The sequence below is a fragment of the Arthrobacter sp. zg-Y877 genome (assembly GCF_030373105.1).
In the GTDB taxonomy this organism is placed as follows: Bacteria; Actinomycetota; Actinomycetes; order Actinomycetales; family Micrococcaceae; genus Arthrobacter_B.
Map to the genome: position 1 here is coordinate 191,047 of NZ_JAUCPU010000007.1, position 21,102 is coordinate 212,148.

Genomic DNA, 21,102 nt, shown 5'->3' on the forward strand with positions numbered 1-21,102 from the left:
CCATATGCGTTGCTCCCCGGCGTCAGGCGCCGGCTGCCGATCCGCTAGATGTCCAGGAAGCGCACGTCCTTGGCGTTCTGCTGGATGAAGCTGCGGCGGGACTCGACGTCTTCGCCCATCAGCACGGAGAAGACCGAATCCACGGCCGCGGCGTCATCCATGGTGACCTGCAGCAGCGTGCGGTGGTCCGGGTCCATGGTGGTGTCCCAGAGTTCGGTGTAGTCCATCTCGCCCAGGCCCTTGTAGCGCTGGATGCCGTTGTCCTTGGGCAGGCGCTGGTTGTTGGCCAGGCCGCGGGTGATGACCTCGTCCCGCTCACGGTCGCTGTAGACGTAGTCGTGGGCGTGGTTGGACCACTTGATCCGGTACAGCGGCGGCTGGGCCAGATACACATACCCGTTTTCGATCAGCGGCCGCATGTAGCGGAAGAGCAGCGTCAGCAGCAGGGTGGTGATGTGCTGGCCGTCGACGTCGGCATCAGCCATCAGCACGATCTTGTGATAGCGGGCCTTTTCGACGTCGAAGTCCTCACCGATGCCGGCGCCGAATGCCGTGATCATTGCCTGCACTTCGGCGTTGCCGAGTGCGCGGTCCAGCCGGGCACGTTCCACGTTCAGGATCTTGCCGCGCAGCGGCAGGATGGCCTGGGTTTCGGGGTTGCGGCCGCGGACGGCGGAGCCTCCTGCGGAGTCGCCCTCCACAATGTAGATTTCCGACTTCGACGGGTCCTTGGAGGAGCAGTCCTTCAGCTTGCCGGGCATGCCGCCGGATTCCAGCAGCCCCTTGCGGCGCGTGGATTCACGGGCCTTGCGGGCCGCGAGGCGGGCCTGGGAGGCCTGGATGGACTTGCGGATAACGTCGCGTGCCGGGCCGGGATTGCGTTCGAGCCAGTCACCGAGCTGGTCGGTGACCACCCGCTGGACAAAGCCCTTGACCTCGGAGTTGCCGAGCTTGGTTTTGGTCTGGCCTTCGAACTGGGGTTCGGCCAGCTTGACCGAGATGACGGCGGTCAGGCCTTCGCGGATGTCATCGCCGGTGAGGTTGTCATCCTTTTCCTTGATGATGTTCTTCTCACGGGCGTACCGGTTGATCAGCGACGTCATGGCGGCGCGGAAGCCCTCTTCGTGCGTTCCGCCCTCATGGGTGTTGATCGTGTTCGCGTAGGTGTGGACGCTCTCGGAGTACGCGGTGGTCCACTGCATGGCCATCTCGACGGCCATCTTCTTGTCCGAGTCCTCGGTCTCGAAGGCGATCACGTCGTCGTGGACAACTTCGACCTTCTTCGCAGAGTTCAGGTACTTGACGTAGTCGAGCAGCCCGTCCGCGTAGAGGTAGTCCACCGTGCGGTGCTTCGGAGCCGCGTCCTCGTCGGTGGTCTCGGCGATTTCCTCGGTTTCCTCTTCCAGCGTCCGCTCATCGGTGAGCTTGATCCGCAGGCCCTTGTTCAGGAACGCCATCTGCTGGAAGCGGGCACGCAGCGTTTCAAAGTCGAACTCGGTGGTTTCGAAGATCGTGGGGTCCGGGTAGAACGTCTGGGTGGTGCCGGTTTCCTCGGTCGCTTCGCCCTGGCGCAGCTCGCCGACGGGGTGCCCGCCGTTCGCGAAGCTCTGGTGCCAGACAAAGCCCTGCCGGCGGACCTCGGTCTCGACGCGCTCGGAGAGGGCGTTGACTACGGAGATGCCGACGCCGTGCAGGCCACCGGAGACGGCGTAGCCGCCGCCGCCGAACTTGCCGCCGGCGTGCAGGATGGTCATAACAACCTGGACGGTGGGGATGCCTTCGGTGGGGTGGAGGTCCACGGGGATGCCGCGCCCGTTATCGGTGACGCGTACGCCGCCGTCGGCCTGCAGGACTACTTCAATGTGGTCGCAGTAACCGGCGAGTGCCTCGTCGACCGAGTTGTCCACCACTTCGTACACCAGGTGATGCAGGCCGCGGGGACCGGTGGAACCGATGTACATGCCCGGGCGCTTGCGGACTGCCTCAAGGCCTTCCAGAACCGTAATTTCGTTAGCACCGTATTCCACGGGGGTGGCCTTTTCGGGTGCTGCGTGGTCCTCTGGTGTTACCTCTGAGTTGTCCATGTCATTGTCGTTAGCCACAGGTGCTGTCGACTCCTCTTGTTTCGTCAGAAAATGAAGCCTCCCCAGCGGACAGGCATCTCCACTCTCGATTCTACCGCGCCGCGGGCGCCAAACCTGCCCAAAACACCCCCTGACAGGCCAACAATGACGCTTTGAAGCCAATTAAAGCGCCGAGGATAGGGGCCGATACCGGTACCGGGGTTTTCCGGCCGCTAACCGGCTCCTGTACGGGGAGGTTTCCGAGCCTTTTCCTGCAGTTGAGAGGTCACCGTGGTGCCGGTTCCTATCCGTAGGTATCGCGCGGGCCCCTGCCCTTGACGCTGCGCAGTCCCTTGCGCCAGTTCGGAGCCGCAGGACCGATGACTTCGATCTTGGTGACGACGCCGGAACCCAGTTCGGCATCGAACCGGGCAATGAGGGTGTCCCGGAGGAGCCGGAGCTGCGTGGCCCAGGCGGTGGAATCACAGCGGACCTGCACCGTGGTGTCCTGGAACGACTCCGGCTTGCAGTGCGCGCTCACTTCGCTTCCCACGAGTTCTTCCCAGCGTGAAATCACGGAACCGACGGCGACGGGAGAGTTCCAGCCGCGTTCGTTGACGAAGCGGGTAAAGACGTTGCCGAGTCCCTGCGGGTCCCTGCCGACATATTCCCCGGGGATAAAGGGCGCCTGCTGGCGGCGTCCGTTCTTGCGGCGGGAGGCGGGCGTGCGCTGGTTACCGCGGGCAAGGGCTGCCTGGCGCATGCGGTTCAGCTGTTCCCGGGCCGCATCGGGCCGGTCCCCGGGTTCCTCACCCGGACGGACGGGATCAGGAGACGGGCACACTGACGCCTCCCGGAATCACGTTAATGACGCGCCCGGCCAAGGCCTCCGGAATGTCGTCGCCGACGGCAGCGGTCACCAGCACCTGTTCGGCGCCGGCGACAATTCCGGCCAGCCGCTGCCGGCGCTGGACATCCAGCTCCGCAAAGACGTCGTCAAGGATCAGGATCGGTCCGGCCCCCGGAGTGGGGTCGTCGCTGGTCAGCAGATAGTAGGAGCCCAGGCGCAGGGCCAGGGCGAAGGACCAGGTTTCCCCATGGGAGGCATACCCCTTGGCCGGGGCCTGCCCGAGAATCAGTTCCAATTCGTCCCGGTGGGGGCCGACCAGGGAGATTCCGCGGTCAACCTCGCGGCGCCGGTTTGCGGCAAAGGCCTGCAGGAATCGCTCCGTCAGCGCAGGCACGTCCAGGGCATACAGCTCGTCAGGGTCCTGGGCGCCATCCACCGCGCCGTCGTCGTTCACTGTGCCCTGGAGAGTGGAGCGGTAGACCGCCCGGGCAATCTTGGAGCCGTCGGTCAGATCCCGGTAGGCCGACTGGAGGTGCGGCTGCAGCCGCTGCAGCGCTTCAAGCCGTGCGGCCACGAGCTGGGCGCCGGCCACGGCCATGTGCTGGTCCCAGACATCCAGGGTGGCCTCGTGGGCGGAAGTGAAGCGGCCGGCCGCCCGAGCGGATTTCAGCAGTGCGTTCCGCTGCTTCAGCACCCGTTCATAATCCGACCGGGTTGCGACATGCCGCGGGACCAGCGAAACGATCAGCTCATCGAGGAACCGCCGCCGGCTGCCGGGATCTCCCTTGACCAGCGCCAGGTCTTCAGGCGCAAAGAGCACTGTCCGGCACAGGCCGAGAATGTCGCGGGCCCTCACCGGATTGGCCCGGTTGATCCGGGCACGGTTGCCGCGCCCTGGATTTATTTCCAGCTCCACCCCGGTGGCCTGCGGGCCACGCACCAGACGGGCCCGGATCACAGCCTGTTCGGCGTCGAAATTCACCAGCGGCGCATCGGTGCTGACCCGGTGGGAGGAGAGCGTCGCAAGGTAGCCGATTGCTTCGACAATGTTGGTCTTGCCAGTGCCGTTGGGGCCGACGAACACCGTGACGCCTGGTTCCAACCGGATGTCCAGCTGCGGGTAACTGCGGTAGCCGGACAGGGACAGGTGGTCAACGTACATCGGTTCTTGTTCCTCTCCTGTCCGTAAACCTGCCGGGCACTGCCCGGCTGCCCCAATAACGGCCGTCCATCAAAGGCCATTGTCAAGTTGTGTTACGACGGCTTTGTTACGCCGGTTTTTCCCCAATCCGCCCGGCGCAGCGGGAAATTACTGGTTGGGGAGACGCACCGGCATCAGCAGGTAACGGTAATCAGCCTGATCATCTCCGGTGAGCTCTTCCTGGGCGGAAATCACGGCCGGCTTGGGCGGCGTGGTGAAGGAAAAACGCACGTATTTGCTCGGGAATGCGCCCAGGCCTTCGCTCAGGTAGTGCGGGTTGAAGGCCACCGTGATGGGATCCCCCACCAGTGCCGCCTCCAGTGCTTCAGAGGCCTGGGCATCTTCACCGGTGCCGGCGTCCAGGGACACCTGCCCGTCGGTGAAGGCGAGCCGGACCGGGGTATTGCGCTCGGCGACGAGCGAGACGCGGCGCACGGCTTCGACCAGTGCGTGGGTTTCAACGGTCGCGTGGATTGGCGTGTTCTCGGGGAACAAGGACCGGATCTTGGGGTAGTCGCCATCCACCAGCAGGGAGGTGGTCCGGCGTCCGCCGCTTTCAAAACCAATCAGTTCGCTGTCGTCGGACAGGGCGATATTGAGGTCACCGGCGCCGCCGAGGGTCTTGGCTACCTCGTTGAGGGTCTTGGCCTTGACCAGTGCACTGGTGGAAATGCCTGGCGTTGCAGGCTTCCAGGACAGTTCACGCAGGGCCAGCCGGTAGCGGTCGGTGGCCAGGAAAGTGATGAGATCATCCTCGATCTCCATCCGTACACCGGTGAGGATGGGCAGGGTGTCATCCCGGCTGGCGGCAATGATGACCTGGGAAACGGCCTGGGCGAAGGCATCGCCGTCAACGACACCGCTCACTTCGGGAAGTGCCGGCAGTTCCGGGTATTCCGCTTCCGGCATGGTGGCGAGGTTGAACCGGCTGTTGCGGCAGGTCAGGGTTACTTTCGCGCCGTCGGTCTCCACTTCGACCGGTGCGGAGGGAAGGCTTCGGCAGATCTCAGCCAGCAGACGGCCGGATACGAGGATGGTTCCTTCTTCGCTGACGTCGGCAGGAATCTGCAGACGGGCGGAAATCTCGTAGTCGAAGCTGGCCAGGCTCAGTGAACCGTTTTCGGCCTTGATAAGCAGCCCCGAAAGGACCGGAACCGGCGGGCGCGGGGACAGGGAACGTGCTGTCCACGTGACGGCCTCGGCCAGGACATCCCGCTCAACTCGAAACTTCACTGAAGGGTGCCGCCTTTCGCAACGTACTTCTCAGTACAACTGAACTTGTCTTGAACTCGTCTTGAGCCATGTGTGTGCAAACCGATGGAACAGCATCCGCGGAGGGAAGGTCCAGCTCCCGTTTGGTTCCCGGCTGTCATGGACTTTGCCGTGGACACCGAACCGTACGGGTTTGCACGCGAATGACAACCATACTCTGTGACAGCTTAGCCCTGTCCGGTGGATGCCTGCACCGATAACGGGCGGAGCGGGTGCATCGGTCCTGGCTGGTCTCCTCAAAAGAGCTTTTGAAGAGTCTTCAGAGGTGTCGTTCGAGGTGGGCCGTGAGCTTAGTTGTTATTTGGTGGAACCGAATTTCTTAAGATCCGTAGTGTTAATAACTCCTGTGGATACTGTGGATAACCCGGCGCTGCGGTGCATCCCGGCTGTTTAAGCCTGTTGATAACCTGTGGACCCACTGCAGCGGCCGTGTCGGAGCCTGTTGGAAACTTTCTGAGGATTCCCTGTATCCACAGGGAAGTGTGGGTAACCAGGGGTTGTCCACCGGGTTATCCACACCCTTGTCCACAAATGTTAATTTTGAGCCCCTGCGGGCCTCGGGAAAACGGTGCTCAGGCCTCGCGCTGCTGCTGCTTGATCCGGTTGGTCAGCTCGGTGACCTGGTTGTAGATGGCCCGCCGTTCGGCCATGAGTTCCCTGATCTTGCGGTCCGCGTGGATCACCGTCGTGTGGTCGCGGCCGCCCAGTTCCTGGCCGATCTTCGGCAGGGACATATCTGTCAGTTCGCGGCAAAGGTACATGGCGATCTGCCGGGCAGTGACCAGGGTCCGGGTCCGGGACTTGCTGCACAGTTCCTCCAGACTGATCTGGAAGTAGGCTGCCGTCTGCCCGAGGATTGAGGCCGCGGTGATCTCCTGGGCGCCGTCGTCGGTAATCAAGTCCTTGAGTACGATCTCGGCCAGACCCACGTCCACCTGCTGGCGGTTCAGGCTGGCGAACGCGGTGACGCGGATCAGGGCGCCTTCGAGTTCGCGGATGTTGGTGGAGATTTTGGACGCGATGTATTCCAGGACATCGTCAGGGGCACTGAGGCTGTCGCCGATGGCCTTTTTCCGGAGGATCGCGATGCGGGTCTCGAGTTCCGGCGGCTGCACATCGGTGAGCAGGCCCCATTCGAACCGTGACCGCATGCGTTCCTCGAACCCGGAGAGCTGTTTGGGCGGCAGGTCCGAGGTGATGACCACCTGCTTGTTGTGGTTGTGCAGCGCGTTGAACGTGTGGAAGAACTCTTCCTGGGTGGCGTCCTTGTTGGCCAGGAACTGGATGTCGTCAATGAGCAGGATGTCCACATTGCGGTACAGCTGCTTGAAGCTGGCGCCTTCGTCATAGCGGATCGAGTTGATGAAGTCGTTCGTGAACTCCTCGGAGTTCACGTACCTGACCCGGATCCCGGTGTACAGGTGGCGGGCATAGTGCCCGATCGCGTGGAGCAGGTGGGTCTTTCCCAACCCCGAGTCCCCATAGATGAACAAGGGGTTATAGGCCTTGGCGGGAGCTTCCGCCACGGCTACCGCTGCCGCGTGGGCGAACCGGTTGGAGGATCCGATCACGAATGTTTCGAAGACGTACTTGGGGTTGAGCCGGCCGAATTCCTGGCTGGTGCTCGGCGGCGTCGGGGACGGAGCGCTTTCGCCGGTGGGCACGGGACTGGGTGCGGCCGGCTGCTCTTCCGGTTCGGGCTCGGCTTCCGCCACCGGTGTGAGATCCGAATCGATCACGAACGCACACTGGATATCCGCCTGGAACACACCGCGGAGAACCTCGTCGAGAATGTTCTTCAACTGTGTCTGCAGTACTTCGCGGGTGAGTTCGTTGGGTACTGCCACCAGCAAGGTGGTGCCGATGAGTCCCTGCGCCTGTGCAAGCACCACGAATCCACGCTGCCGGGGAGTGACCCTGTCATCCGTCTCCAAGGTCCGGATGACCTTGCGCCAGGAGCTGCCCACATCGTTGATTTCGTCCGTACCCACAAAAACCTCTCATGACGCCTTGCGGCTGTCTAAGAAAACCAAGGACCCCGGCGGGGATCCCTGGTACTTCATCCACAGAGTTATGCACAGATAGTGGATAAAGTACCCGTCGCCAAGCCTAAAGGATGATTTCGCGTGGTGGTAGCTGGAAATCCGCCGAATCCGGGGGCTGTCGGCCGTCTCACAGGACCTGCGGCGGATGGATACCCACAGCAGTTGTCCACAGCTGTTGAAAAATCTGGGTACACAGCCTGAAGAGAGCTGGATCGGCACCCTGTTTCCGGACGGTGGACCACCCGTGGTGCTGAGGCTTCGAAGCCGGGCAGTGCCCCGGTTTGACTGGTGCCCCTTACTCACCTAACGTTGAGTAGTCCTTTGTGTCTGCTATCTGTACTCACACATGCCCTGCAGGGGTTCTGGAAATCAGGGTCCAGGTCCGGGCGAGTACAGACAGACACATGAAAAAAGCGCCGCTTGTTCTTCCCCCTTGTCGCAACAAGTGCCGGCGCGACTCAAGATTGTCTTGGAGTAACTACCGTGAGCAAGCGGACTTTTCAGCCGAATAACCGCCGTCGTGCCAAGAAGCACGGCTTCCGCCTTCGCATGCGTACCCGTGCCGGCCGTGCCATCCTTTCCGCACGCCGTGGCAAGGGCCGTACCGAACTGTCGGCCTAAATAACCTCAAAGTTTGCCGATGCTGCCACTTAGCAGCTCTGTCCCGGATTCCAGGTGGTCCCAATGTTGGCCGTGAGGAACCGGGTAAGGGTATCGGCGGATTTTTCTCGTACTGTACGTTCCGGTGCCCGAAGTGGGCGCCGGAACGTAGTGCTATATGCGGTTCCTACGGGCGACCAGCCGAGCCGCATAGGCTTCATCGTGGCCAAATCCGTCGGGAACGCGGTGACACGCAACCTCGTTAAGAGAAGACTGAGGGAAGCGGCAGCGCAGTCACTGATAGTCCACCCGACCGGACTGGACGTGGTGGTGAGGGCTCTTCCTGCCTCAGCCTCGGCGTCGTGGTCCGTACTCAGCGCCGACTATCACAGCGCTTTGAACGCTTGTATAGCCAAACTTTCGCAGCGTTAGACATGCCAGGCAGGGAGGATGAGCCAGCGATGAGGGACTCCGGATCACATCCGTTGAGGGCCTTGATCGCCGTTGCCCATTTTCTATGGGACCTCCCCCGCCTGATCCTCATCGGCCTGCTGAAGGCATACCGGAAGGCCGTTTCACCGCTGTACGGCCAGGTTTGCCGATTTTTCCCTTCGTGTTCCGCCTATGCCCTCGAAGCAGTTACCGTCCACGGAGCCGTTAAAGGCTCCTGGCTGGCTTTCCGACGGCTGATACGCTGCCATCCCTGGAACGGCGGCGGCGTGGATCACGTACCTGATGGACACCGGATTTGGGACTCAACGAAGGTCCCGAGGATCATTGTGCTGAATCACCCCGTGATTCCAGCTGACGAAGACAGCCGCTCGGCGGCCTGAGGAGTGTAAATGGGTTTCTTCGAGACGATACTGTTCCCCTTTAAGTGGGTAGTGTCATGGATCATGTGGGTCTTCCACGAGGGATTCGTTTTCCTCGGGATGGATGCCGCATCCGGTTGGACGTGGACGCTGTCCATCATCGGCCTGGTGATCGTGATCCGCGCCGCGTTGATTCCGGTCTTCGTCAAGCAGATCAAGGCACAGCGCGGCATGCAGTCACTGCAGCCGGACCTGCGCAAGCTGCAGCAGAAGTACAAGGGCAAGACCGACCAGCTCTCCCGTCAGGCAATGACGCAGGAACAGATGGCCCTGTACAAGAAGCATGGGACCAACCCGTTTGCTGCCTGCCTCCCCATGCTTGTCCAGATGCCGTTCTTCTTCGCCCTGTTCCAGGTGCTGAACGGAATCTCCACATCCAATGCCCGGGGTGAGGGCCAGGGAGCACTTTCCCACAGCGCCATCCAGCAGTTCGATGAGGCGACCATTCTTGGGGCCCCCCTCTCTTCCTCGCTGCTGCACGGCTTCGGGGACGAGGGTCACCTCTCGGTTGTAGTGCTCTCCATCATCATGATTCTGGCCATGACCGCTTCGCAGTTCATCACCCAGAAGCAGATCATGTCCAAGAACATGTCCGAGGAGGCACTCGCCAGCCCCTTCATGCGCCAGCAGAAGATGATGTTGTACGTACTGCCCATCGTCTTCGGCGTAGGCGGCATCAACTTCCCCATTGGCGTCCTCATCTACTGGACAACCACGAACCTGTGGACCATGGGACAGCAGTTCTTCGTGATCCGGCGGATGCCTACCCCGGGATCGCCGGCGGCTAAGGCATTGGCTGAGCGCCGTGCCCGCAAGGGCCTGCCGATGGCGCCGTTGCTCGGAGAGAAGAAGGGCGAAACGCCCGTGGAAGTACCGGCGGTACCGAAAGGCCAGCGCACCCAGCCCCAGCGGAAGAACAGGAAAAGAAGATGAGCACTGAGCACATTGATGATTCCGTAGTCCCCGTTGAGGAGGCTGCGGAACCTGTTCAGGGGCGCACCGGACGGCTGGAGGAAGAGGGAGATGTCGCCGCGGACTATCTCGAGGAGCTCCTGGACATCGCCGACATAGACGGGGATATCGACATCGAGGTCCGCAACGGGCGCACCTACATCTCCATCGTCTCCGAAGAGGGTGACGACACCGCTCTCCAGGCGCTGGTGGGACGTGACGGCGAGGTTCTGGAGGCATTGCAGGAACTCACGAGGCTGTCGGTACTGACGGCCACGGAAAACCGTTCCAGGCTTGTCCTGGACATCACCGGCTACCGTGAAGAGCGCGGCGGGCAGCTGCAGTCCATTGCGGAGGAAGCAGCTGTTCGTGCCAAGGACACCGGCCAGGAAGTGGCTCTGGATCCCATGAGTGCCTATGAGCGCAAGATCGTCCACGACGCCGTGGCTGAACTCGGTCTGGTCAGTGAATCCGAAGGTGAAGGCGCAGACCGTCACATCGTCGTTTCCCTGCCTGCGTCTTAGTTCCCCCAACGCAGTGCAGAGAAGGAATAACAAGTAAGTGGTTGACACAACGCCCGCAGAATTGGACGCCGCCCAGGCGATCTTCGGTGACCGCCTCGACCTGGCACGCAGGTACGTCGAGCACCTGGCGACCTCGGGAATGGAGCGGGGCCTGCTCGGGCCGCGGGAGGTTCCGCGGCTCTGGAGCCGGCACGTACTCAATTGCGCCGTAGTGGCGGAGCTGATCCCCGCGAACGCGACCGTGGCCGACGTCGGCAGCGGAGCAGGCCTGCCGGGTCTATGCCTGGCTATCGCCCGCCCTGACATTGCCATCACGCTCATCGAACCGCTTGAGCGGCGGGTGATCTGGCTGAATGAAGTCATCTCGGACCTCGAGCTGGACAACGTCCGCGTGATCCGGGGGCGGGCTGAGCAGGTAGTCGCCGAGGTCAATGTAGACGTGGCAACGGCGAGGGCGGTCTCCGCGCTCGGCGGACTGGCCGGGTTGACCGTGCCGCTCCTGCACGGGAAGGGACAGGTCCTGGCGATTAAGGGACGCAGCGCCGAGGAAGAAGTGCAGAAGGCAGCGAAGGCGATCCGGAAGCTGGGCGGGCGGGATACCGCCGTGGTGACGGTGGGTGGGGATCTGCTGGAAGAACCGACAACGGTGGTGCGCATAACCGTAGGGTGAGGTGTCTGACATTCGCGTAGCATGCACACACCCGTGATGGTCCCGGGTAATAGCCGGGGAGCGGATAGTCTAGATGGACCAATGCCTTAACGCTTTATGTTGGAAAGTGAGCATGACCAGGTGAGTGTGCGCGATTCCGCCGCAAGAAGAATTCCTCCTTTCGCCGCACTTGGATCGGCCCTGTCCACCTCTTTCGGCAGAAAGCAACCGCAAAAGGTTGTGGCCAAGCGAGCACCCGACGCCGTTTCACGTGAAACGGGGTCTGCTGAGCCGCAGCAACCCGCCCGGACTGAAAGCAGCGCCGTACAAGTGCCGACCCCCCAAGCTATCGAAGGTGGTGTATCCGATGAAGCCGCTCCTGCGTCAACATCGGTAGATGTTATGGACTTGATGGACGAGAGCACCCCCCTGGCCCGGGAACTGGCCAGTGAAAACCGGCGCCGCGATAAGTTGCGTGGGCGCGTACTGCCACGTCCACCGGAAACGCGGGTCATGACGGTGAGCAACCAGAAGGGTGGGGTTGGTAAGACCACCACCACGGTAAACCTTGCTGCTGCGCTGGCCACGGCGGGGCAGAACGTTCTGGTTATCGATATCGACCCGCAGGGAAACGCATCGACCGCCCTCGGCATTGACCATCGCGCAGAGGTCGAGAGTATTTACGACGTGCTGATTGATGACCTCCCGCTGGCTAACGTTATTGCGCCGTGCCCGGACATCAACAACCTCATCTGCGCACCTGCAACCATTCACCTGGCCGGGGCAGAGATCGAACTGGTCTCCCTTGTGGCCCGCGAACAGCGCCTGCGCCGCGCGATCGACGTCTACGCCGCAGAGCGCGAAAAGCAGGGGCTGGAGCGGCTCGATTACATTTTCATTGACTGCCCGCCGAGCCTGGGACTGCTGACCGTTAACGCCTTCGTCGCAGCCAGGGAAGTCCTCATTCCGATCCAGTGCGAGTACTACGCACTCGAAGGTTTGAGCCAGCTGCTCAAGAACATCGAGATGATTCAGAAGCACCTGAACGCGGATCTGGTTGTTTCCACGATTCTGCTGACCATGTACGACGGTAGGACGAACCTCGCGGCCCAGGTCGCGGCCGAGGTACGCGAGCATTTCCCGGAGCAGGTTCTCCGCGCCGTCGTCCCGCGGTCGGTACGCATTTCAGAGGCACCGAGCTACCAGCAGACGGTCATGACATACGACCCCTCCTCGACCGGCGCCCTGTCCTACCTGGAAGCTGCAGCCGAGATAGCCCAGCGCGCCTAGGGACGCCCCGGCGCGGTGCGGCGGCCATCGGTGGTTTCGCGCCTTAGAATACTCTCACAATCAATCCGTGCCGCTTGTTGCTGGCATAAGGGAAGGACTTACCCATGGCCGAGAAGCGTCGTGGTTTAGGCCGCGGTCTGGGAGCTTTGATCCCTAGCAGTGCCGAGCCTGTGGAAACCTCAAGCCCTAACCAGGCCGGCACGGCATCAGGACGCCCGGTTGATTTGTTTTTCGCGGCAGCCGATGAGCCCCGCGCCAGCAGCTCCGGCCCCCGCAAGGGCGCAGGCATTAACAAGGATGCGCTCCGGGGACCTGCGAAGAAGTCCACTACGCGAAGTTCGATGAACCGTTCCTCTGTCGCCAACGCCGACATGCGCACTGGTAAGGACTCGCAGGCGGATTCTCAGGAGAATGCCGCCATCGCTGAAGCCGAAAGTTTGACTGCCGGGCCGTCGGGAACCGGTGCGGATGCTCCGGCCCCCGCCTCCAGGAAGCCCGTGAAGGACGCCGGCAGCAAGGATGAGGAGCAGGCGCAGATCGCCGCCACTGACCCAGCAGCAGGCGGGCCTGAGGCAGAGGAGGCCGCATCTGCGGCATCGGCTGGAGCCAGTGACCAGACGCCGGATGCAGCCACCGTGATCGACGATGTTTCCCGTGAAACATCGCCGGCCGCCCCAGATACGGAAGGCCTCGTTGAGGTTCCCGGGGCCACGTTCGCCGAACTCCCCATCGACTCGATCCATCCCAACCGCAAACAGCCACGGTCCGTCTTCGATGAAGACGATATGGCCGAGCTTGTACACTCGATCCGTGAAATCGGTGTACTGCAGCCAATCGTGGTGCGTCCCTCTCCCGAGTCAGATGCAGAACATCCGTATGAGCTGGTTATGGGTGAACGCCGCTGGCGTGCGTCCCGAGCCGCGGGACTTGATTTCGTTCCCGCGATTATCCGTTCCACCCAGGACGTCGATCTGCTCCGCGATGCCCTCCTGGAGAACCTGCACCGTAGTCAGCTGAATCCGCTGGAAGAGGCGGCTGCCTACCAGCAGCTGCTGGACGATTTCGAGTGCTCGCACGAGGAGCTCGCCGATCGAATTGGACGCTCACGACCGCAGGTAACCAACACTCTGCGGTTGATGAAGCTGCCTCCTTTGGTCCAGCGCCGTCTGGCCGCGGGGGTTCTGTCAGCTGGGCACGCGCGTGCGCTCCTTGGACTCGGCGATCCAGCGGAGATGGAGAAGCTGGCCCAAAAGATCGTGGCCGAGGGTCTTTCCGTGCGGGCCACGGAGGAAATCGTTTCACTGGCTGATGGGATCCGGAAGCCGGCGAAGACGGCTAAGCCGAAGATCGGCGCCCGGCACGAACGTTTGGATTACTTGGCGACCTCGCTTTCCGATCGGTTGGATACAAACGTCAAGATCACCCTGGGTGCCCGGAAGGGCAAGGTCAGCATCGAGTTCGCCAGCGTTGACGATCTGAACCGGATTATGGGCGTCCTCTCGGCACCTGGCGAGTAAATCGGGAAGTCTGTGCTGGAGTGAAGGGCCGGTGTTTCACGTGAAACACCGGCCCTTATTGTCTTCAGGGGTGTCTTGCGCTTTGTTGTCACTGGTGGCAAAGGTCATTCCGGTGACGCTGTCGCGGATGGACTGACGGTCGTTCGTCCCACTTCGGGTCGTAGCCCTCGACTATCACGCCCTAAAGCGACGTTGGCTGTCGGTAGGAGTTGTCTAACCTTAATGGCGGCCCATACGCCGTAAAGGAATTGTGCCGGAGTCGTTCAGTGGAGGCCTGGGATTCGTCCCTCCCGGGGGCGGTCGGCCGATCGGTCGGTCAGAACGGCGCGGCGGCAACTTCCCGTCTCCACCGCTAGTCGCCATAACAACGGCCGCACTCAGGAGCTAGTTTGTTCCCTCTGGCCTAGTCGCGGCCACTTCTCGTCTGCGGCAGAGCTGTAGAGCTTAAGGATGCACTGTTTCACGTGAAACAGTCCACCTCGCAGCATGGGCTGGATACCGCTGGGTGCGTGGGCGTCGAAATCAGAGCTTCTGCCGCTTAGGTACGGTGAGTGCTTGGTGGTTTCACGTGAAACACCGGCGCTGTTGCAGCGCGTACCCTGGTCCTTATGCCGCACCGACGGATGCCACTGCATCGGTTTCGCGTGAACCAGCGCGCCCTGCCCCTCCTTACTCAGGTCCTTACGCCACACCAGCCTGACGATGTCCCGCATCGGTTTCACGTGAAACATCGCCCGCTGCCCATCTTTACCGAGGTACTGATGTCGGCCGGACACCGACGGGTGCTGTGGTGAACACACCGGCACCGCGCGGGTCCAGAGGCCCTTGTGGCTAACGCTCCCCATAACCCCTCCGCCGCAGGGTTTCTACCTAGCCCCCCGGGGTGGCCACCGGTGTACAACAAGCCAGCAATCGGAAACACCGGGTACACAACCGAACCCTACTTAGTTGTCTGCGCTAGGGCGCTAGACTTCGCGCTGTTCGCCGTCGGGAAAGGGTTGAACTGGACGGCCGTTTTATTGATGTGGAGATCCTGTGCGTGGGCGCTGAAGAGTCTCGCGAAGGGAAGGGATTCCCGAGGAGTCCCTGGTCCGTCAAGATGACAGGTTCCCGACCACAGGAAGAGCTGCACTGTTTCACGTGAAACAGCGCAGCTCATAGGTTCGGTATCGTTAGCGACGGTCAAGACGGAGGTGTGTCTTTCCGGTGCTTTGTGCTTGGACCGCCGGCTCGGCAATGGGTCATTCCGCGGGGTTCGCGCTTATGAACCCGCGCATCCATCCCGGTATCCAGTGAATGAGCACGTCCCTGCAGGTCGTGTAGCCAATTAGCTATACCGCGTAGTTATACCGCGATTGCGGAAGAAGCCGCCCTAAAGCCAAACGATTTGGGTCAACTCAAGCGACTAGGGGCGTTCCGGCCGCACACCGTAGCCATCCTGAGTCGGGCTGCGTTGTTGCAGGACTCCTTCCAGTTCGCCGACGTTTCACGTGAAACCCGCACGTCAGCACGTGAGAAGGGTGCGCACAACCGGTGAAGTTGCCGAGGAACGTTCCCATTGGAACTTATGCAGCGGGTTGTTTGCGTCTTCTTGCTGGGTCGCGAGGCACGAAGGCGACTCGAAAGGCCGGCCGGTTTCACGTGAAACACCGTTGGTTTCCGGGCTGAAACACCGCCGACCTCCGGGCGGCGCTTCGCTGCCTGGCATGGGCAAGGGCTGAAGTTGATGGCGAGATAGCGACATAGCGGCGGACGTTGGCGGTTGCGGTCGACGCACTGTCGCGGTGCTGGCGATGCATCGACTGCTTCGTCGAAAATGGTGGGCGGACGCGACAGGCACCGTTATCGTCCACTGTTTCACGTGAAACGGATCCTTCTAGTGCTCTGCCAGGGGAGATAGTGCTCGACGCAGCAAAGACGGCAAGGTTCGACTTCAGTGCAGCTGGGCGCCCGGTGTGTGTAGCTGTTTCACGTGAAACGGTGCTGCGGGTCAGTGCTGTCTCTGGCGCGCTTACGTAGCCACATAGGGGCCCACAGGGCTGTACACGGCCCAGGCCATGCACCAGCCTAAGCGGGAGGAGGGGCGGCTACAGCGTCCTGTCCATCGGGCAGACGGCGCATCCTGCGCAGGGGCGACAGGACAACAGGCAAGAAGGCCATGCAGGCAACCGTTCCTGCCATCCAGAGAGCAGCCTCTGCCCCGTACAGCTGTCCAAGGGAGCCACCTATCACCGCTCCGATTGGCTGCGCTCCCCAGACCAGGAACCGCATGGTGGCATTCATGCGGCCCAACAGGTGGTCCGGGGTCAGCCGCTGCCGGAAGCTTACTTGGGTCACGTTGTAAACGACTATGCCGAACCCGGCCATCGCGAGGCCGGACGCGCCGAGCCAGACCGACCACCCGCCGTCGGCCGCCGGCATCAGGAGGGCAAAGGGCGTCGTTGTGGCGGTGGACAGCCAGATGGCTGGCCCTTCGCCCAACCACAGGGTCAAACGCCTCGTAGCGAGGGCACCGGCCAGACCGCCGATACCCAGTAGTGAGAAGACGATTCCGATCTGCTGGGCACCCAAGCCAATATCACGCGGCAGGAAGAACACAAGCATGGCCATGTAGGCCGCGAAGGCGAGATTGAATAATGCTGTGGAACCGGCGATCGCCCGAAGCAGCGGGTTGCCAAGGACGAAACGCAGGCCCTCAGCGATATCAGCTGCCAACGGCAACCGCGCACCTGCGTCGGGCTTGGGCTGTTGGTAACGCATGCGTCCAACGAACAGCGCGGACAAACCCATGGCGACGGCATCGAATGCCAGGGCAACGGGAGCCGTTAGCCAGGCGATGAGCTGGCCGGCTGCAACCGGGCCGCCCAGCTGGGCGACAGAGTGCACTGTCTCCAGCTTGGCATTTCCCTCGACCAGACGCTCCCTCCCTATGAGCCGAGGGAGATAACTTTGGTAGGCCACGTCGAAGAAGACGCTGAAGACACCCATAACCAGAGCCACAGCGTAGAGCTGCCAGACGGTCAAGACGCCAAGCCACCAGGCGGTCGGAATAGTCAGCAGGACCACTGCCCCGATCAGATCCGAGACGACAAGTATCCGCCGGTACCGCAGCCGATCAACCCAGACGCCGGCGGGCAGGCCGATCAACAGGAACGCAACAGTGCTCATGGCGGAGAGGAGTCCCACTTCGAACTCCGTGGCTGTCAGCGAAACCACCGCTACCAGCGGCAGTGCGAGGCCTGAAATCTGCTGTCCAATCTGGCTCAGTGAAGTGGAATACAGCAGGAAGCGGAAGTCACGATCCTGGAGGACCCCTGCTTGCGCTTGCTCTTCGGCACCATATCCGTCGGTCATGTGGTTGACTCTGGGCAATCGATTGATATTTGTCAATAGCCCCCTCTGGTACTCTGCACCCATGGTGAGCGGCGGCGCCCCTCGGCGGTCAGCGAGTGAGGAAGAGGCGAAAGCCCTTGCCTCGGCGATACGGGTTCGCATTCTGCGTCTCTGCCTCAACGAGGAGCTGACCAACAAGGAGATCGCGACCAGGCTCGACAGCAATCCGGCCACGGTGCTCTTTCACGTCCGCAAGCTCGTGTCGGCAGGTTTCCTGGAACCGCAGGAGGCAAGGTCCGGGCCGAGCGGTGCATATGAGATTCCGTACCGGGCGACGGGCAAGTCGTGGCAGCTGAATCTGGATAGCCGCGATCCCCGGATGCGCAGCGCGATGATTGGCGCTTTTGTCTCCGAGGTCGGGCAGGTTCCCGCATCGGAGCAGGTCACGATATCCCGGTTAGGCATACGCCTGACCGAAGAAGGACACGCAAGGCTCCTCGAACGCGTCCAGAACCTGTTCGACGAATTCGAAGCGGAAAAGCCCCCTGAGGGCAGCACCCACTACTCGCTCTTTCTGGCCGTCCATCCCGAGGGCCGGCCCGGGGCAGAACCTACAAACACCACCGCCACTTAGCCCCACCCGAGCGCCGCGCCGTACCCGCGAACCTGGGACGCATGCAGCACTGGGCGTCGGGGTTGTTTCACGTGAAACGGCTTTTGGTGCCGCCCGCAGGGATCCCGAGGCAGCAAGGAAAGACTGCAGCGGAATTACGGGCGACCTATTCGGCAGCGGCCCCTACACTGAGGCTCATGAAGCGCTCGTTTTCACGCGTGGCCGCCATGGTTCTCGCGTCAAGTTTCCTCGGCGTGCCCGCACAGGCCGAGACCGCCGTGGAAGGGAGTACGGCCATGAGTTGCGTAGCTACCGGAAGTACTGCTGCCACTGTCAGCCGTGTCGAAGCGCCGGGCGGAGATTCCACGGTGGACTGGGCAGGGACCATCCAGGCGGCCATTGACGCTTCCTCGGGCCGGGGCGGGGAGGTGGTCCAGCTGTCCGCAGGCACCTACCTCCTCTCCCGTCCCCTCCTCCTGCGCGACGGCGTGACGCTCAAGGGAGCGGGCAGTGCCACCCGAGTGAAGGCGGGACCGCAGTTTCTTGAGAGCACGGGGCCTTTCGGCGGCCACCCGCTGATCACAACGAACGGTGCCTCGGGGGTGACTATTTCGGACCTGACCGCGGACCACAGCGGCGACACCCTTGACGGAAACATGCCAAACCGGCTCACCGAGTACCTGATCGACGTCCGGTACTCCACCAACGTCGTCGTCGAGGAAGTAACGACGGTTAATCCGTTCACCTATTCCATCGCAGTGGTGGCCAGCTCCGGCTTCTGCATCCGAAACAACACCACCTCGGTTTCCACCAACGGAAGGTACGACCAGCTGGACGGCATCCACATCCTGGACGCCAGCTTCGGCGTTGTGCAGGGCAACACGGTGGACCAGGGACAGGGTGACGACGGCGACGACGGCCTCGTGGCGCACAGTATGGGCGAGCCCGTCCACGATGTCGCCTATCTGGGTAATACGGTGCGCGGCGGCCGCCACGGGTCCGCCATGCAGATCGCCGTCGGTAAGGCCGGTGCCTATAACCTCACAATCGTTGGAAACCGCTTCTGGGGGTCCAGCGGAGGCCTCGTCACCGGCTACTACGGGGGCAAAGGCCCGGTCACCAACGTGGAGGTCCGGGACAACCGCTTCGAGGATAATCCAGGGCTGTCCGTTGATATCTTCGGAAAGCTCACCGGTGTTGTGCTCAGCGGCAACAAGGCCTGCCGCAGCGGAGCCTTCCAGATCAACCCGGGCTTCGGCAGCCGGGTGGATTCCCTCGGGTACAGCTGCTGACCGCCCCGGTTTACGCCGCGGGGGCGTAGTACGCCTCCGGTTCCAAGGGGATCTGTCCGTCGGGAAACAAGGCGTCGGCCTGCGTGCCGTACCCTCTGATCATGGCCTCCTTCGCCGCCAGATGCCGGTCCCAGGTCCCTCGCTGAAGCCGTTGCGCTGTCACGAACTTCTGGTCCACCGGGAAGGACAGGTTGTACGGGAAATCGGCGTAGTACACCGCCTTGTCCGGGAAAAAAGTCCCTACCCGACGCGTGATCAGATGGTCCACATGCCGCCCGATCCCGATCGGGCAGAACAACAGCTCAGCGCCGGTTTGCTGCAGAAGCTCCCGGACCCGCAGACGGAGATTCTCGATCAGAGTGCGGTCCCCCCGCGAGATGCGCCCCAGGGCAATGTCGTACCGGTAGGTGGGATACCGGTGCACAAGTTCGGGGAGCACCTTCTTCACCAGCGCAGCTGCCGGCGCCGCATGCCGTTGGCGGAACAGGGCATCCTCGAGGCCCAGATGAAGGTGGCGCACGCCCAGTTCCTCCAACACTTCCCGGTCTTCGACCTGCCGGGCCTCGAAGAGCGACCCGGCATCCGAGGCGCAGCATTGACTGATGAAGGTCCTCGCCGCGCGGGTATGCGGAGGGCTCGCCGGCTCGGTGAAGAGCGTGGCCACAGTGATGTCACGGGCGCGTGCGCTCTCCTGGAGCAGCGCGCCGCAGGACAGCACCGCGTCGTCGAGGTGCGGGGAGAGGAAAAGCCATGGATTGTTGCCCAGCAGGGAGTGCTGGACGCGGGGCAGGCTGGAGATCACGGGAGGCCTTTCGGATGCGGAACGAGTATGGCAGTCACGTCGGCGGATCAGCCTCCGGTGCGCGCCGACAGCGCGCTGCGGTAGATGGCCGCCTGCCGGTCCGCCTGGACGTCCCAGTCGAACTGCCGGGCGAACGCCTGACCGCGACGGCCTGCTGCCAGCAGCGTGGAACCATCGGGATACCGCTGCACGAGTTCGGCGGCGAGGGCCTGCACATCGAATGGACGCACCATCCAGCCGCAGTCCCGGGGAACCACCTCACGAAGGCCCGGGATGTCGAAAATTATCGCGGGGGTTCCGCCGGCGAGGGCCTCAACCGCCACCAGGCCGAACGTCTCGTGACGGGAGGGTACGACGACGAGGCGGGCAGAGCGCACGAGGTCCCGCTTAGCCTCTCCCGACACCCAGCCGACCAACTCCACCGACTCTGACAACCCGAGCGAGTTGATCAGCTGCTCGATCCTCTCGTGGTCGGGTCCGGTGCCCGCAAGGATGAGCTTCGCCCCGAGTTGCGGGGCCGCCGCTGTCCACGCGGCGAGCAGCAGGTCGATGCCCTTGGGCTTCAGTTCGAGCCGTCCGACGAACAGGACGTTGTCGCCGAGCTCCGGCTCACGGTCGAGCGAGTTCCGGTCGATTCCGTTGCCGACAACCTCCACCCGGGCAGCAGGGTTCAGGAGCGCCAGCTTGTCCGCGGTGCCCTGGGACACCGCAATCATGCGGGAGTGGCTACGGACGCCGAACCGCTCCAACCAGTGCACCGGCACCTTGTACTGCCGGGCCTTGTCACCGGCGTGAAGCCATTGGACCACCCCTATGGTCGGCCGGCCCGACCACAGAGGCGCGGCCATGCTGGAGAACGGGGCGAAAAAGTCCTCGACCACAAGGTCGGCTTCTCCACGTCGTCGGCGTGCCTCGAACGGCAGCCGCGCAACATAGCCCAGGAGGCGGGTGAGCCGGTTGCGTCCCTGCCCGAAGCCGACCGGCACGTAGCGGACTCCGTCCTGGATCCTTTCCTCGGCTCCCGGATAGGTGGTGGTCAGGACGGTCACGCTGAATCCGCCCGCCGCCAGTCGCCGGTTGATTTGGTGCGTACGGACGGAGCCTCCACCGGCTCCCGGCATGAGCGGATCTTCGAACCCCAGATGCAGCACGCGCAGCCGGCCGTGGAGCTCCGGGGGGACCGAAGCCACTGGTGCGGTGACCGTGGAGCGTGGGGGACTAGTCATAC

The 21,102-nt window shown here is 62.7% G+C and carries 18 protein-coding genes; 10 read left to right on the forward strand and 8 right to left on the reverse strand.

The genetic code is table 11. The annotated features are described in order from the left end of the window. Window positions 1–44 precede the first annotated feature (44 nt). The 5 genes from gyrB to dnaA all read right to left on the reverse strand — a co-directional run bounded on the left by gyrB (window position 45) and on the right by dnaA (window position 7,377). Window positions 45–2,102 carry a DNA topoisomerase (ATP-hydrolyzing) subunit B gene (gyrB, locus tag QNO03_RS11750; RefSeq protein ID WP_442860212.1) on the reverse strand — a complete coding sequence of 686 codons (2,058 nt, stop codon included), beginning with the start codon at window positions 2,100–2,102 and terminating at the stop codon, window positions 45–47. Between the two features lie 265 nt (window positions 2,103–2,367). Next, complete coding sequence (locus tag QNO03_RS11755; RefSeq protein WP_229945864.1) at window positions 2,368–2,907, reverse strand: DciA family protein; 540 nt, start codon at window positions 2,905–2,907, stop codon at window positions 2,368–2,370. After that, window positions 2,891–4,075 carry a DNA replication/repair protein RecF gene (gene recF, locus QNO03_RS11760; protein WP_289603418.1) on the reverse strand — a complete coding sequence of 395 codons (1,185 nt, stop codon included), beginning with the start codon at window positions 4,073–4,075 and terminating at the stop codon, window positions 2,891–2,893. Before recF ends, QNO03_RS11755 begins: the two co-directional genes overlap by 17 nt. 147 nt (window positions 4,076–4,222) lie before the next feature. After that, window positions 4,223–5,347, reverse strand: a complete 1,125-nt coding sequence (gene dnaN, locus QNO03_RS11765; protein WP_229945868.1) for a DNA polymerase III subunit beta — start codon at window positions 5,345–5,347, stop codon at window positions 4,223–4,225. Window positions 5,348–5,958: 611 nt separating this feature from the next. Beyond that, a complete protein-coding gene (dnaA, locus tag QNO03_RS11770) occupies window positions 5,959–7,377 on the reverse strand; it encodes a chromosomal replication initiator protein DnaA (RefSeq protein WP_229945871.1) in 1,419 nt (472 codons plus the stop codon). A gap of 537 nt (window positions 7,378–7,914) precedes the next feature. On the opposite strand from dnaA, the gene rpmH reads away from it, so the two are divergent. From rpmH to QNO03_RS11810, 8 genes are all read left to right on the forward strand, one after another. Further along, window positions 7,915–8,052, forward strand: a complete 138-nt coding sequence (rpmH, locus tag QNO03_RS11775; RefSeq protein WP_022892375.1) for a 50S ribosomal protein L34 — start codon at window positions 7,915–7,917, stop codon at window positions 8,050–8,052. A gap of 63 nt (window positions 8,053–8,115) precedes the next feature. Beyond that, on the forward strand, window positions 8,116–8,463 hold the full coding sequence (gene rnpA, locus QNO03_RS11780; protein ID WP_229945873.1) for a ribonuclease P protein component: 348 nt from the start codon (window positions 8,116–8,118) through the stop codon (window positions 8,461–8,463). A gap of 29 nt (window positions 8,464–8,492) precedes the next feature. Next, entirely contained in the window at window positions 8,493–8,864 is a 372-nt protein-coding gene (gene yidD, locus QNO03_RS11785; RefSeq protein WP_289603696.1) for a membrane protein insertion efficiency factor YidD, read from the forward strand. Window positions 8,865–8,873: 9 nt separating this feature from the next. Further along, window positions 8,874–9,836 (forward strand): membrane protein insertase YidC, encoded by a 963-nt coding sequence (gene yidC / locus QNO03_RS11790; protein WP_229945876.1) that lies wholly within the window; start codon window positions 8,874–8,876, stop codon window positions 9,834–9,836. Continuing rightward, complete coding sequence (locus QNO03_RS11795) at window positions 9,833–10,378, forward strand: Jag family protein (protein ID WP_229945878.1); 546 nt, start codon at window positions 9,833–9,835, stop codon at window positions 10,376–10,378. The genes yidC and QNO03_RS11795 overlap by 4 nt, the downstream gene beginning before the upstream one ends. Before the next feature lie 37 nt (window positions 10,379–10,415). Further along, the gene (gene rsmG / locus QNO03_RS11800; RefSeq protein ID WP_229945881.1) at window positions 10,416–11,048 is read left to right on the forward strand and encodes a 16S rRNA (guanine(527)-N(7))-methyltransferase RsmG; all 633 of its coding nucleotides are present in this window, start codon (window positions 10,416–10,418) and stop codon (window positions 11,046–11,048) included. Between the two features lie 120 nt (window positions 11,049–11,168). Then, entirely contained in the window at window positions 11,169–12,317 is a 1,149-nt protein-coding gene (locus QNO03_RS11805; RefSeq protein WP_289603419.1) for a ParA family protein, read from the forward strand. Between the two features lie 371 nt (window positions 12,318–12,688). After that, window positions 12,689–13,834, forward strand: a complete 1,146-nt coding sequence (locus QNO03_RS11810; RefSeq protein WP_502874588.1) for a ParB/RepB/Spo0J family partition protein — start codon at window positions 12,689–12,691, stop codon at window positions 13,832–13,834. A gap of 2,067 nt (window positions 13,835–15,901) precedes the next feature. On the opposite strand, the gene QNO03_RS11815 is transcribed toward QNO03_RS11810, so the two are convergent. Beyond that, entirely contained in the window at window positions 15,902–17,188 is a 1,287-nt protein-coding gene (locus QNO03_RS11815; protein ID WP_289603421.1) for an MFS transporter, read from the reverse strand. A 61-nt stretch (window positions 17,189–17,249) separates the two neighbouring features. Here QNO03_RS11815 and QNO03_RS11820 point away from each other — a divergent pair, with 61 nt between their 5' ends. Together QNO03_RS11820 and QNO03_RS11825 are read left to right on the forward strand one after the other, a co-directional pair. Then, a complete protein-coding gene (locus QNO03_RS11820; protein ID WP_289603422.1) occupies window positions 17,250–17,801 on the forward strand; it encodes an ArsR/SmtB family transcription factor in 552 nt (183 codons plus the stop codon). A gap of 176 nt (window positions 17,802–17,977) precedes the next feature. Continuing rightward, window positions 17,978–19,072, forward strand: coding sequence for a glycosyl hydrolase family 28-related protein (locus tag QNO03_RS11825; RefSeq protein WP_289603423.1), 1,095 nt, complete (start codon window positions 17,978–17,980; stop codon window positions 19,070–19,072). Between the two features lie 10 nt (window positions 19,073–19,082). Here QNO03_RS11825 and QNO03_RS11830 read toward each other — a convergent pair whose 3' ends face one another. Further along, window positions 19,083–19,874 (reverse strand): PIG-L deacetylase family protein, encoded by a 792-nt coding sequence (locus QNO03_RS11830; protein ID WP_289603424.1) that lies wholly within the window; start codon window positions 19,872–19,874, stop codon window positions 19,083–19,085. Window positions 19,875–19,921: 47 nt separating this feature from the next. Continuing rightward, window positions 19,922–21,100 (reverse strand): glycosyltransferase family 4 protein, encoded by a 1,179-nt coding sequence (locus QNO03_RS11835; RefSeq protein ID WP_289603425.1) that lies wholly within the window; start codon window positions 21,098–21,100, stop codon window positions 19,922–19,924. Window positions 21,101–21,102 lie beyond the last annotated feature (2 nt).